A 13,023-nucleotide genomic window follows, 5' to 3' on the forward strand; every position below is an offset into this window, starting at 1 on the left:
CTTACTCCATCGGCGTGGCATCGCGGCCACGCAGCACGATATCGAAACGGTAGCCGAGCGCGTACTCGGGGACCGTGGTTTCCCAGTCGAAGGTGGACACCAGGCGATCACGCGCCTTGGCGTCAGGCACGCAATTGAAGATGGGATCGAAGGCGAGCAGCGGGTCGCCCGGGAAATACATCTGCGTCACCAGCCGCGTGGCATAGGCGTTGCCGAACAACGAGAAATGGATATGCTGCGGCCGCCAGGCGTTGTGGTGGTTGCGCCAGGGATAGGCGCCAGGCTTGATGGTCTTGAACTGGTAACGGCCCTGCGCGTCGGTCACCGCGCGGCCTTCGCCGGTGAAATTAGGGTCGAGTGGCGCGTCGTGCTGGTCCCGCTTGTGCACGTAGCGGCCGGCGGCATTGGCCTGCCAGACCTCGATCAGCGCGTTCGGCACCGGACGGCCGTTTTCGTCGAGCACGCGGCCGCTGACCAGGATGCGCTCACCGATGGGTTCGCCGGCGTGGCCGGCGGTGAGGTCGCTGTCGCCGTTGCGCACGAACTCGGCGCCGAACAGCGGGCCGGTGACCTCGGACAGGGTCTGGTTCAGCGCCACCAGCGGCTCGTTGGGCGAGCGCAGCGCCGTGGAACCGTAGGGGTCAAAGCGGTATTCCGGCTGGGTGTCCCAGTAGTGGCGGCGATATTGCGCCAGCCCTGGCGGCAGCTTGATAGGCGAGTCGGCCATGATAGGTGTCTCCGTGGGGTGGAATTTTCATTACTTTATTTGCAGTCACGGCGCATGTATATTGAGTTTTTTGACTATTTGCATAACTTTTAGATATGCAACCGACCTTCCGCAACCGTGTCCGCCTGCGCCACCTGCATTGCTTCGTGGCCGTGGCGCAAACCCAGCACCTGGGCCAGGCCGGGGAGCAGCTGGGCCTCAGCCAACCCGCCGTCTCCAAGACCCTGACCGAGCTGGAAGCGCTGCTTGGCGCACGTTTGCTGGCCCGCGGCCGGGCGGGCACCGAGCTGACCGAGCTGGGCCAGCGATTCCTGCGCCACGCCCTGCGCGTGCTGGAGGACCTGGACGAAGCCGCGGTCAGCGTGACCGGCGCGGAAGCCGACGGCCTTGCGCACATCCGCGTCGGCGCCCTGCCCAGCGTCGTGCCCGACCTGCTGCAGGAAGCCGTGCTGGCCTTTCGCCGCACGCATCCGGACGTGGGCCTGGCGGTGCAGACGGGCATGAACCGCACGCTGATCGACTGGCTGAAGGCCGACGTGCTCGATATCGCCATCGGCCGCATGGACAATCCGACGGTGATGGAGGGACTCTGGTTTGAAATGCTGGACGCGGAGCCACTGCTGCTCGCCGTGCGCAAGGGCCACGCGCTGGCGAAAGCGCCCCCTTCCCTGGCGGAGATCATGGCTTGCCAGTTGGTGGTCCCCGCGCAAGGCTCGGCGCCACGGCACAGCGCCGAGAGCCTGCTGGCCCGGCACGGCTTCATGCTGCCGCCGGGTGTGCTGGAAACCTCGGACGCTTACCTGGGCCAACTGGTCGCCCTGAAATCCGACGCCATCTGGCTGGCGCCGCGCTGCGCCATGCGCCAGGCGCTGGAAAGCGGCGAGCTGGTGCTGCTGCCCATCTCCGGCCAAGGCAGCGAGGAACCGGTCGGGCTGTTGCGCCAGGGCGGGCGCGAGCTCGGCGCTGCCGCCGAGGCCTTTGTGCAGGACCTGCGCGAGCGCGCCGCGGCACGCTCGCACGGGCTGGCTGGCAAAACCAGGGCATAGCCGGCGGCTACATCTCCGTGGCGTCCTCGACGCCCTTGCCGGCCGGACGGGCCACGTCCGGCGACAGTTGCAGGAAGATCCATGCAGAAGCCGAGGTAATCAGCCCCACGCAGATAAACGTGGCATGGAACGCCGGCAGCGCGCTGGTGGCGCCGTGCCGCCCGAAGGTGCCCTGGAAGGTCGCCAGCAACGCGCCGGCCGAGGTCACCGCCAGGCTCATCGACAGCATCTGCACCATCGACAGCAGGCTGTTGCCGCCGCTAGCCCCGGCCGTGCCGAGGTCCTTCAGCGTGACCGTGTTCATGGCGGTGAACTGGATCGAATTGACCATCCCGAACAGCGCCAGCTGCACCAGTACCAGCGCCAGCGGCTGGGTGGGCGAGATCAGCGCGAACGACGCCATCGCCAGCCCCACGAGGAAGGTATTGGTGACCAGCACCTTGCGATAGCCATGACGCTCGATCAGCCTAGTGGCGAGCCGCTTGGACGCCATGCCCGCCGCCGTGATCGGCAGCATCATCATGCCCGCCTGGAACGGCGAGTAACCCAGGCTGACCTGCAGCGTCAGCGGGATCAGGAACGGCATGGCGCCGTTGCCGATGCGCGCAAACAGGTTGCCCAGCAGCCCCACGCTGAAGGTATGGATGCGAAACAGCCGCAGTGCAAACAGCGGGCGCCGCCGCCGCGAGGCATGCAGGACATAAGCCGTGAGCGAAGCCATGCTGGCGATCAGCAGCATCAGCACGGTGGCATGCTCGAAGCCAAGCTCCGCCAGGCCATCCAGCGAAAACGAGATCGTCAGCATCGAGATCGCGAGCAACAGGTAGCCGCTCAGGTCGAACTGCGCCACCCCGTGCAGGCGCGCGTTGGGCATGTAGCGCATGGTGGCCAGCCCCCCCAGCAGCCCCACCGGTACATTGATCAGGAAGATCCAGTGCCAGGAAAAGGTCTGGGTCAGCCAGCCCCCCAGCGTCGGCCCGATCAGCGGTCCCACCATGCCCGGAATCGCCACAAAGCTGAGCGCCTGCAAGTACTGGTCGCGCGGGAACGTGCGCAGCACCGCCAGCCGCCCCACGGGCAGCAACATCGCGCCCCCCACGCCCTGGACCACCCGCGAGACCACCAGCCAGGTCAGGCTGTTGGAATAGGCGCAAGCCAGCGAGCCAGCGACAAACAGCAAGATGGCCGTCTGGAAGATGGTGCGGGTACCAAAACGGTCCGCCAGCCAGCCCGACGCCGGAATGATCACCGCCATGGTCAGCGAGTAGGCAATGATCACCGACTGCATCCGCAGCGGGCTCTCCCCCAGGCTCTTGGCCATCGAAGGCAATGCCGTGTTGACGATCGTGGAATCCAGCGTCTGCATGAAGAAACCGATGGCGACCACCCACAGCATGATCCTGCGGGTGCGGTCGTCGGTGGCGAGCGGAGTGGTGTCTTGCATGGAATGTGGGCGTAGAGCGGCGCTGTGGCAGCTGTCTGGATAGTGTAAACCAGCGACCACGGGCCCGGTGCCGACGACATCCGGACAGCATGGCATGCATGCCGCCCGCCTTCAGATCTCCGCGCGCAGCCCGACAAAAAACCGCCGCCCCGGCGCCGGCTCGAAATACCGGCCATTGCTCTCGTTCACGATCACCGAGCCGATGTAATGCCGGTCGGCAATATTGTCGATACGCCCATAGGCATACCAGCGCATGCGCCCCACGCGGAAGTTATAGCCGGCGCGCAGGTTGAAGGTGGCGTAGCCCGGCGCATATTGCGTGTTGAGGTCGTCGGCGAACACGCGCCCTTCCAGGCGCATCTCCACGCCCAGCGTGAGGTCGCCCACCGGCTTGTAGGTGGCCTCGGCGAACAGGCTGTGGCGAGCGGTGCCGGGCAGGCGGTTGCCAGAGGCTACCGTTGCGCCCTGCGCATTGCGAAAGGCATCGCCAAAGTAGGCGTCGAGCCAGGTGTAGGCCAGGCCGGTGCCATAGCGCTCGCCGGGGCCGTAGGTGCCGCGCCATCCCAGTTCCAGTCCGCGGCGGTGCACGCCGTTGACGTTCTGGTAGACGGAGCGGCCGTTGTCGTTGGACAGCGGCACGATCTCGTTGTGGCTGCCGGCATCGAACACCGCGGCTTCCAGCCGTTGCCCTTTGCCTTGCCATTTGACGCCGATCTCGCCCTGGCGGCTGGTGGAGGGCTGCAGCCCGAGGTTGGTGCCGACGCCGCCGGGGCCGTAGGCGACTTCGGTCAGCGTCGGGGTTTCGAAGCCGCGGCCAAGGTTGGCGTAGACATTGAGCGACTCCACCGCCTGCCAGACCACGCCGAGCACCGGGCTGACGTTGTTGTAGGTGGCGGTGCCGCTGTCGTCGGGGCTGGCGGCGGTGATGTAGTGATCGTCGATGCGCAGCTTGACCTGGCTGGCCCGCACGCCGCCGACCAGCCGCCAGGAGGGATTCCAGGTCCAGTCGAACTGGGCGAAGGCGCCCAGGCTGCCGGCCTTGTCGGTTTCGTCGCGGCGCAGCGCGCCCTGCGTGCCGTTCTGGTTCACGAAGCCGGTGCGCGCATCGCGCATGCCGTCGGCGTCCAAGCCGGCACTCCATAGCAAAGGCAGTCCTCCTACCGTGGTGTTGTGATGCCATGACATCGCACCGCCGCCGTAGGATCTGTCGATATCCACGATGCCGCCCGCCGACGAGGGCGCGATGCCGCTGAAGCCCAGGTACTGGGTGAGCTCGCGGGTGCCGCCATAGAGGCGGAATTCAAGGTTGTCCTGTTCGCTTAGCCGTTGCTCCACCAGCACGCCGCCCTGGTTCTGCCGCACGGTCTTGCCGGTATTGAACTGCGCGGCCAGCGGCACGGCCTGGCGCGGGTTGGCGTCGGCCTGGGCACGCGTGAGGCCGAGCGGGTCCTGCGCCTGGGGCTGGTCGAAGGCGTTGAACAACAGCGTGACGCGGGTGCCGGTGACCGGCTCCGCCACCACCTTGGCGTTGAGCTGGCGGCGCCGGGCCGCGCTGTGGTCGCGGTAGCCGTCGGTCTCGAATGTCCATGCATCCAGCACGCCGCCGATCTTGTCGTTGCCGCCGCCTACCGTCACGCCGGCCATCCATTGCCCGTCGGAGCCGAATCCGCTGGTGGCACGTGCCATCGGCGCCTTGGGCGGATCGGGCGTGAAAATCTGCACGACACCGCCCGACGCATTGCCATAGAGCTGGGCAAAGGGGCCGCGCAACACCTCGATGCGGCTGGCGTTGGTGAGATCGGCGGTGGAGGCCTGGCCCTGCCCGTCCGGCATGGTGGCGGGAATGCCGTCCACAAACAGCCGCACGCCACGCACACCGAACGTGGAGCGGCTGCCAAAGCCGCGCACCGCCAGCTGCAAGTCTTGCGCGTAATTCTGCCGCTCGCGCGCGGCCACGCCGGGCACGAGCGGCAGCAGCTCGGACAGGTTGATCAATGGGCTGGGCGTGCTCAGCGAATCGACGGGAACGCTGTCGATCGCGGCCGGCGCGTCAAAGCGCTTTTGCTCGGCGCGGCTGACGCTCACCACCACGTCCGGCAGCGTTTCCTCGGCCAAAGCCGCGCCGGGCGCGGCGGCAAGCATCGCCGCCGCCAGGCAGCACAGGCGGTGCGAAGCCTCTGCGGAAACCGGATTCCTGCTTCGCCCACCGCCCTTGTTGCCTGCCATATCCCTGCCCTGAGTTTGTTGATGACTTCCTTTGCTGCCGTGCGGGCGGCCCGCCCGGTCGCTACTTGGCCATTGCCTGGGCCTTGGGCCGGATGGCGTCGGCGGTGCCCTGGATAAACGCCTTGATCTTCTCGACATCGTCCGCGCTCAGCTTGCCGGTGAAGTCCGGCATGCCGCGCGCCATGGCGGGACCCTTGAAGATGAACTTGTCGAGATTTTGAATATAGGCGGTATTCATATAGCCGAGGTTGGGAATATTGCCGCCGCGATCCACGCCCGGCACGCCATGGCAGAGCACGCAGTTGCTGACGTAGAGCGCCGTGCCGGCCGCGACGTTGGCCGGGTCGTACTTCACGCCTGACAGCAGTTCACCCGCGCGGTACTGCACGAACGCGGGCATCGGCGCCTTGCCGCCAACCGCGAAGGTGTAGACCGTGCCCGGCCCCTGCCGCTCGGTGGCGCGCTGGGCCTGCCCATAGACGCCACCCCAGCCGACGGCGACGGACACGTACTGCTTGCCGTCCACCAGATAGCTCACGGGCGCCGCGATCACGCCGGTGCCCGTGGGCGATTCCCACAGCTTCGCGCCGGTGGTGGCGTTGTAGGCGATGAAGCGGCCATCGGCCGTGCCCTGGAACACGAGGTTGCCGGCGGTGGTGAGCGTGCCGCCGTTCCACGGCGAGACCTGCTCCTGCGTCCAGACGGCCTTTTGCTGCACCGGGTCCCAGGCGATCAGGCGCCCGAAGGGCTGGCTGGTGGGCGGTTCGGCATTGAGGAACTTCGCCGTGTTCCATCCTACGTTGCCGTGCGGCTGGCCGGGCTGCTTGCCGTTGAACGTCCAGTTCTTGTCGTCCATCAGGTTGAGCGGCACATGCTGCGCGGGCAGGTAGACCAGGCCGGTCTGCGGGTTGAACGACATCGGATGCCAGTTGTGCGCACCGTAGGGCCCGGGGATGGCGTCATAAGGCTTGTCGGTGGCGCGTGCCTCCGGCAGCTCGATCGGGCGGCCGTTCTGGTCATAGCCGCTGGCCCAGTTCACATCGACGAAGTTCTTGGCCGAGATGAACTGGCCGTTGGTGCGGTCGATGACGAAGAAGAAGCCGTTCTTGGGCGCGTGCAGGATGACCTTGCGCGCCTTGCCGCCAATGTTCAGGTCGGCCAGGATCATGGGCTGGGTGGAGGTGTAGTCCCAGTTGTCGCCGGGCGTCTCCTGGTAGTGCCAGACGTATTTGCCGGTATCCGGATCCAGCGCGACGATGGAGGCCAGGTAAAGGTTGTCGCCGCCGGCCGGGCTGCGCTTGCTGCGCGACCAGGGCGAGCCGTTGCCGGTGCCCACGTACATCAGGTTGAGCTCGGGGTCGAAGGCCAGCGTGTCCCAGGCGGTGCCGCCGCCTCCGGCTTCCCAGTACTTGCCGGCCGGGTCCCAGGTCTTGGCCGCCTTGGCCATCGACTCGTCCTCGAACGGCTTGCTGGGGTCGCCGGGCACGGTGAACCAGCGCCATTTCTGCTCGCCGGTGCCGGCATCGTAGGCGGTGATATAGCCGCGCACGCCGTACTCCGCACCGCCGTTGCCGATGATGACCTTGCCCTTGAACACCCGCGGCGCGCCGGTGATGGTGTACGAGTGGGTGCGGTCGATGATGGTGTCCTTCTCCCACAGCTTGCGGCCGGTGCCGGCATCGAGCGCGATCAGGCGGCCATCATAGGAAGCGACAAAGACCTTGCCCTGGTACAGCGCCACGCCACGATTGACGACGTCGCAGCAGCCCTTGTAGCCGATCGACTTGTCGACCTTCGGGTCGAAGGTCCAGATGCGCTTGCCGCTGCGGGTGTCGATGGCATGCACCACGCTCCACGACGCGCTGACGTACATGATGCCGTTGACCACCAGCGGCGTGGCTTCCACCCCGCGCGTGGATTCGAGATCGTAGGACCAGGCCAGCCCGAGGTCCTTCACGTTGTCGGCATTGATCTGCGAGAGCCGGCTGAAGCGGGTTTCCGCGTAGTCCAGGCCGTAGCTGGGCCAGTCGGGTGTCTTGGCGGCGTTGCCTTCGATGAAGGCGCCGTCGACGCTTCGGGTGACGCTACGGATGTGATCGGCGCTGGCCACCTTGGCCGGCGGCTTGGCCTGCGCCGCCGCCAGCGAGAACGCCGCCAGCCCAGCTACCAGCACTGCCACCTTGCGTGACAGGCCTGCATGATTGCCAGCGCGCTGCGCAACGCGCGGCCAGCAGGAGAAAACCCGCTCGGGTTCTTGGCTCATTGTGTCTCCTCTTTTTTTGCTTCTTCTTGGGGGGAAGCCAGGCTGGTTCTATGCCAGCGGCTGGCCAATGGCGCGACGGACATCGCCCGTCGCGCCACCGGATTGCAGCAGCTCTAAGAATGGCCGCAGGGGTAGGTTTTACACACTCGGGATTACCCGCAGAGCGAACTCCCCCACCACGCGCGGCGATGCCGCTCAGTAAGCCATGCAGACCGACTTGATCTCGGTATAGGCCTCGATGGCGGAGCGGCCATGCTCGCGCCCGACCCCGGAGGCCTTGTATCCACCAAAAGGCATGTTGGGATCCACGATGTTGTGTGTATTGACCCAGACCGTGCCGGCATCCAGGCCATCGACCAGCCGCTGCACCGCGCGCAGGTCATTGCTCCAGATGCTGGCGCCCAGGCCGTACTCGGACCGGTTGGCCTCGGCCAGCACGGCCTCGGGGTCGTCAAACGGCATGGCCACCACCACCGGGCCGAAGACTTCCTCGCGCACCAGCGTCAGGTCCTTGCATGCGGCGTTGGCCACCACGGTTGGCCGCACGAAATAGCCGGGGCGGTCCAGCGCAGTGCCGCCCGCGACGATCTCCGCGCCTTCGCTGCGCCCGGTGCCGATCAGCCCCATGACCTTGTCGCGGTGACGCGACGACACCAGCGGCCCCATCTGGCTGGCGGGATCGAGCCCGGAGCCCAGCACCGTGGCATTGGCCACCTTGCCCAGCCCCTCGACCACCTGGTCATAGTGGCGGCGCGCCACGTACAGGCGCGAGCCGGCCGTGCAGACCTGGCCCTGGTTGAGGAAGATGGCGCCGGCCGCGCCCTGGATGGCGTGCGCGGGATCGCAGTCGTCCAGCACGATGACCGGGCTCTTGCCGCCGAGCTCCAGCGACACGCGGCGGATATCCTGGCCGCAGCGCGCACCGATCAGGCGCCCGACTTCGGTGGAACCGGTGAAGGTAATCTTGTTGACGCCGGGATGCGCCACCAGCGCCGCGCCGGGCACGCCGTCGCCGGTCACCACGTTCAGCACGCCCGGCGGGAAGCCCGCTTCCAGCGCCAGCTCGGCCAGCCGCAGCGCGGTGAGTGGCGTTTCCTCGGCCGGCTTGAGCACCACGGTGCAGCCGCAGGCCAGGGCCGGAGCGATCTTCCAGACCGCCATCAGCAAGGGGAAATTCCACGGCACGATGGCGCCCACCACGCCCACCGGCGAGCGCCGGGTCATGGCGCTATAGCGCGTGCCGGGGGGGAACGGTACCGATACGTCCAGCGTGCTGCCTTCGATCTTGGTGGCCCAGCCGGCCATGTAGCGCAGCCATTGCGCGCTGCCGCCCACCTCCAGGCCTTGCGAGAACGCCAGCAGCTTGCCGTTGTTGAGGGTTTCAAGCCGGGCCAGTTCGTCGCCGTGCTGCTCGACCAGATCGGCTAGCTTGAGCAGCAGGCGCTCGCGCTGGGCCGGCATCATGGCGCGCCACGTGCCGCCGGCAAAGGCGCGCCCGGCCGCGGCCACCGCCGCATCGATATCCGCCGCGCCGCCCGCGGGCACGCGCGCGATCTCCTCGCCGGTGGCGGGATCGAACACGGCGAAGGTCTCGCCGGACTCGGCCTGGCGCCACTCGCCGTCGATCAGCATGGCATTGCGGATGGCCTGGTTCAGGCCGCTGCGGGCTTCCTTGGGTGCATTCATCTTCGTCTCCGGTTGGTCTTGGCTGGTGCCTGGTTATGGAGATCGAAGTTAACACCACGGCCTGATCATGGCTTGTCTGGCCGTGCACAAAGCTTGTCGATGCGTGCAAAGCCTTGGAAAGGCTAAAGTTGAAGCCAATGGCCCTTGGCACCACAACGCCACAATGCGCGCCCGCCCTCTGCCCCGGTCGCTCTCCCACAAGTGGGAGAGGGGAGCCAACCAGCGGCAAGATCAACCAACTGGTGTAGCCGTGATTCCCGCCCGAAGGGGCGGGAATCACCCAAGCGCGATGCGAAGCGAGCCGTGTAGGTGTGCCAAGGCCGTATGGATCACGAGGGGTAGTCGCCCCATCCGGCGCGCCTTCTTTGCCTACTTTCTTGGCAAGACAAGAAAGTAGGTCGCCGCCCCGCAGGGGTGGTGAAACTGCAGTTGCCTTTGACGTTGAAGTCAATCAGTTGCAAATACGGTTGCATTCGCAGCAAAGCCCCCCATCCCCCAATCTAATGCCGCAAAACAATCCCCCCGCCCCCCGCATTCTGCAGCCGCCACTGCGTCGGACTCATCCCGAACCGCTCATGGAAAACCCGGCTGAAATGCGCCGCATCGCCAAACCCCAGCGCAAAAGCAATCTCGGTAATGCTGCGCCCGGCATCGCCACTGCCCGCCAGCCGCGCCGCCGCCTGCCGCAACCGGCGCGACAGGATATAGGCATGCGGGGTCTGCCCGGACTCACGAAACAGGTTGTACAACGTGCGGCGCGACACGTTCAGCACTGCCGCCAGCCGTTGCGCCGAAAGCTCCGGATCATGCAGATGCGCATCGATGAACTCGGCAAGCCGGCTCATGCGCGCTTCGCCAAGATGCCGCGCCACGGCAGCGTCCGCGCCATCGCCAAGGGCCGCCGGCGGCGGCGTGCCGGCGCCTTGCAGCGCCGTCTCCATCAACGAGACCACGGAATCCTGCAGCACGATCTGCCCCTGATGATCCAGCAGGTGCCCCGCGCAGGTGTCATGCAGCATGGCGCCCAGCGCCGACAGCGCGATGCGCGCCGCGCCCTCCCCGCGCAGCGCCCGGCCCCCCAGGCTGGTCGCTGCCTGGCGCCAGCCGAAGGCGCGTTCCTGCGGCACCAGCAGCACCAGCACCCGGCAGCGGTCGGCCATCTCGATGCTATAGGGCTGCGCGGTATCGTAGATCGACCACATGCCCGGCTCCAGCGAGGCCTCGTTGCCGCGCTGCGCCACGCGGCTGCGCCCGCTGAGCTGCCAGAAGATCTTGAAGAAGCCCGCGTCGGATGCCGCCACGTGCCTGGACTCGCGAGCAACACGGTGCGCGTCGACATCCATGTCCGCCACCGCGCTGGCGCCGAAACGCGCGTAGCTGACGTGGCAATGAAAGCCCCCGCGTGTCTGGCGCGAATAATCGAGCGGCAGGAAACTGGTGTCGATGGCTTCGCGCCATTGATCGAAGGTCACGGTGGTCAACCGCGCCGGCGTCTGCTGCAGGTGCTGCGCTGCGGGCATCAGGACATCTCCAGTAGCCGGCGGTGTCTGGGCAACATGCGGGGGAACGCGCCGGAGGCCTCGAAGGTGGTTGCAAAGCCTAATGGAAAGCCCGTGAGCCGACAATGGGAACAATCACGCAGGCGCGCCGGCCAGCGTGGCGGCAAACGTGCGAAGCCAGCATCACTTTCGATATCAGACCACGCGGTAGATTTCCCAGCGCGCGGTGCCGGAGACGACGAACGGTTCGAGCTCCTTGCCCCATTGCGCGTGGGCAGGTATCGACACGAGCCGGGCCCAGGCGCTATCCAGTTCGCCGAGGTTGCTCACTTCCCAGTCGTGGACCACCGTGGCCTCGAGCGCGCCGATCGAGCCGGTCAGCAAGCGTCCGGTGACGAGGCCGGCTTGCGGGGCGATCTCGCGCGCCCATGCCTGCAGGCGCTCGATGACTTCTTGCTTGTGCCCGAAACGGGCATCGATCTGCCACCTGGCTATCAACATGATGCTGCTCCTTGAACGTGGGACATTGGCCGCAGGTGTCGCAAGGGCGGACCGCCCCGCTGCACGCGGCGGCTGGCCCCCCGCCCCACCCATGTGCTACCTTTTTTGAGGGGCCACGCCACCGCGTCGCCCCCCAGTTGCACTATAGACCGGCACCGTTGACCGGCACCGTTGGAATCACGGTTGGAGAAAGCTATCCCGCTAGCCGAGCACCGCCCGGCGCACTTTGACCAACGCGTCCTCCAGCGCTCCATGCGAGATGGAGCCGATCGCCAGGCGCAGCGCATGCGGCACGCTTGGCGTGGCGGCAAACGGCTGGGCCGTCGTCACCAGGACGCCTTCGCGCTCCAGGCCGGCGGCGACGCGGTCCGCGCGCAGGTCTTCCGGCAAGGTCAGCCAGAGATAGTAGGAAGCGCGATGCGCTTTGACATCGCAACCGCGCAGCACGCGGCGCGCCAGGCTTTGCCGCAGCCGCGCGTCCTTGCGCTTGCGGTCCTCGAGCTCGTCGACCAGTCCGGCCTCGATCCAATGGCAACCCAGCGCCACGGTCAGCGTGGGCGTGTTCCAGGTCGAGACGCGGATCGCACCCTCCAGCGCGGGCACCAGCGCAAGGGGCGCGGCGACAAAGCCCACGCGCAAGCCGGACGCGACGCTCTTGGACAGCCCCGAGACATAAACCGTGCGTTCAGGCGCGTAGGTAAAGACCGGCTTGGGTGCCGGCTCGGCCAGGAAGGCATAGGCGCCATCCTCGATGACCAGGAAATCATGCTTCCCGGCAAGCTCGGCAAGCCGGACCCGGGATGGCTCAGCCATCACCGTGCCCAGTGGATTGTGCATCGTTGGCATGGCGTAGACGGCGCGCACCGGACGCCGTTTGCATAGCGCTGCCAGATGCTCCAGGTCCATGCCGTCTACCGTGTGCGGCACCGCCTCCAGGTCAAGACGGTGCGTCTGTGCGAGCCGTTTCATGCCGGGATAGGTCAGCGCGTCCACGGCCAGGACATCGCCCGGCTTGAGCAGCCCCATGACCGCCACGGCGAGGCCCTGCTGCGCGCCATTGACGATGAGCACCTGCTCGCCGCCCACCCGGATGCCCCGGTTGCGCAGATGCCTGGCCGCGGTCTGCCGCTCGTGCGCCCGCCCGCCCTGGGGCGCCGAATGCAGCAGCGCGTCGAGGTCCCCCGAGGCCGCGATGGTGCGCAGGCCGTCGCGCAGCATGTCGGCCTGGCCGGGCAAGGACGGATAGTTGAAGGTGAGATCGACCGCGCCGAAACGCACCGGGTGCTGCTCCAGGCCCAGGCCGCGCGGCAGCGAGGTGTCGCGCACAAAAGTACCGCGGCCGGTCTCGCCGACGACCAGCCCGATGGTTTCCAGCTCCCGGTAGATGCGCGATGCGGTGGCCAGGGCGATGCCATGCTGCTTCATCAAGGCGCGAACGGTCGGCAATTGCGTGCCTGGCGGCAGCACCCCCTCGCGGATGCGCCCCGCGATCTCGTCCATGATGGTTTTGTACCGGGCTGGGATCATGCCTTGGCCTGCGCGCCTTCATCGGATCGTTCTTTGTATCTAGAACAATTTTTTGTTTGTATCAGGCACAAAGATTACGCTACCAGCCTCGACAACGTAAAGGG

Annotated in this window: 9 protein-coding genes; 1 reads left to right on the forward strand and 8 read right to left on the reverse strand. The window is 66.9% G+C overall.

Annotated features, from left to right (window positions below):
- Position 1: 1 nt before the first annotated feature.
- Positions 2-727: a protocatechuate 3,4-dioxygenase subunit beta gene (pcaH, locus tag A9975_RS06015; RefSeq protein ID WP_043355917.1), complete on the reverse strand. Its 726-nt coding sequence runs from the start codon at positions 725-727 to the stop codon at positions 2-4.
- Between the two features lie 95 nt (positions 728-822).
- Between pcaH and A9975_RS06020 the strand changes: the two genes are divergently transcribed.
- Positions 823-1,773 carry a LysR substrate-binding domain-containing protein gene (locus A9975_RS06020; RefSeq protein ID WP_183031830.1) on the forward strand — a complete coding sequence of 317 codons (951 nt, stop codon included), beginning with the start codon at positions 823-825 and terminating at the stop codon, positions 1,771-1,773.
- Between the two features lie 7 nt (positions 1,774-1,780).
- Here the strand turns inward: A9975_RS06020 and mdtD are convergent, their stop codons facing one another.
- The 7 genes from mdtD to A9975_RS06055 form a co-directional block, all read right to left on the reverse strand.
- Positions 1,781-3,217, reverse strand: a complete 1,437-nt coding sequence (gene mdtD, locus A9975_RS06025; protein WP_255503081.1) for a multidrug transporter subunit MdtD — start codon at positions 3,215-3,217, stop codon at positions 1,781-1,783.
- A gap of 111 nt (positions 3,218-3,328) precedes the next feature.
- Positions 3,329-5,443, reverse strand: a complete 2,115-nt coding sequence (locus A9975_RS06030; RefSeq protein ID WP_370563989.1) for a TonB-dependent receptor family protein — start codon at positions 5,441-5,443, stop codon at positions 3,329-3,331.
- A gap of 61 nt (positions 5,444-5,504) precedes the next feature.
- A complete protein-coding gene (locus A9975_RS06035; RefSeq protein WP_183031831.1) occupies positions 5,505-7,706 on the reverse strand; it encodes a PQQ-dependent dehydrogenase, methanol/ethanol family in 2,202 nt (733 codons plus the stop codon).
- A 195-nt stretch (positions 7,707-7,901) separates the two neighbouring features.
- A complete protein-coding gene (gene styD / locus A9975_RS06040) occupies positions 7,902-9,392 on the reverse strand; it encodes a phenylacetaldehyde dehydrogenase StyD (protein ID WP_150991317.1) in 1,491 nt (496 codons plus the stop codon).
- Between the two features lie 500 nt (positions 9,393-9,892).
- On the reverse strand, positions 9,893-10,912 hold the full coding sequence (locus A9975_RS06045; RefSeq protein ID WP_183031832.1) for a helix-turn-helix domain-containing protein: 1,020 nt from the start codon (positions 10,910-10,912) through the stop codon (positions 9,893-9,895).
- Positions 10,913-11,086: 174 nt separating this feature from the next.
- A complete protein-coding gene (locus A9975_RS06050) occupies positions 11,087-11,392 on the reverse strand; it encodes a hypothetical protein (RefSeq protein WP_183031833.1) in 306 nt (101 codons plus the stop codon).
- Between the two features lie 201 nt (positions 11,393-11,593).
- On the reverse strand, positions 11,594-12,919 hold the full coding sequence (locus A9975_RS06055; RefSeq protein WP_183031834.1) for a PLP-dependent aminotransferase family protein: 1,326 nt from the start codon (positions 12,917-12,919) through the stop codon (positions 11,594-11,596).
- Positions 12,920-13,023 lie beyond the last annotated feature (104 nt).

It is taken from the genome of Cupriavidus sp. UME77 (genome assembly GCF_014170355.1).
Classification (GTDB): Bacteria; Pseudomonadota; Gammaproteobacteria; order Burkholderiales; family Burkholderiaceae; genus Cupriavidus; species Cupriavidus basilensis.

Coding starts and splice junctions, on each gene's coding strand:
- A9975_RS06050 (WP_183031833.1), bottom strand. CDS start 11,392: ATGTTGATAGCCAGGTGGCAGATCGATGCCCGTTTCGGGCACAAGCAA.
- A9975_RS06030 (WP_370563989.1), bottom strand. CDS start 5,443: ATGGCAGGCAACAAGGGCGGTGGGCGAAGCAGGAATCCGGTTTCCGCA.
- A9975_RS06020 (WP_183031830.1), top strand. CDS start 823: ATGCAACCGACCTTCCGCAACCGTGTCCGCCTGCGCCACCTGCATTGC.
- A9975_RS06055 (WP_183031834.1), bottom strand. CDS start 12,919: ATGATCCCAGCCCGGTACAAAACCATCATGGACGAGATCGCGGGGCGC.
- A9975_RS06035 (WP_183031831.1), bottom strand. CDS start 7,706: ATGAGCCAAGAACCCGAGCGGGTTTTCTCCTGCTGGCCGCGCGTTGCG.
- pcaH (WP_043355917.1), bottom strand. CDS start 727: ATGGCCGACTCGCCTATCAAGCTGCCGCCAGGGCTGGCGCAATATCGC.
- mdtD (WP_255503081.1), bottom strand. CDS start 3,217: ATGCAAGACACCACTCCGCTCGCCACCGACGACCGCACCCGCAGGATC.
- A9975_RS06045 (WP_183031832.1), bottom strand. CDS start 10,912: ATGCCCGCAGCGCAGCACCTGCAGCAGACGCCGGCGCGGTTGACCACC.
- styD (WP_150991317.1), bottom strand. CDS start 9,392: ATGAATGCACCCAAGGAAGCCCGCAGCGGCCTGAACCAGGCCATCCGC.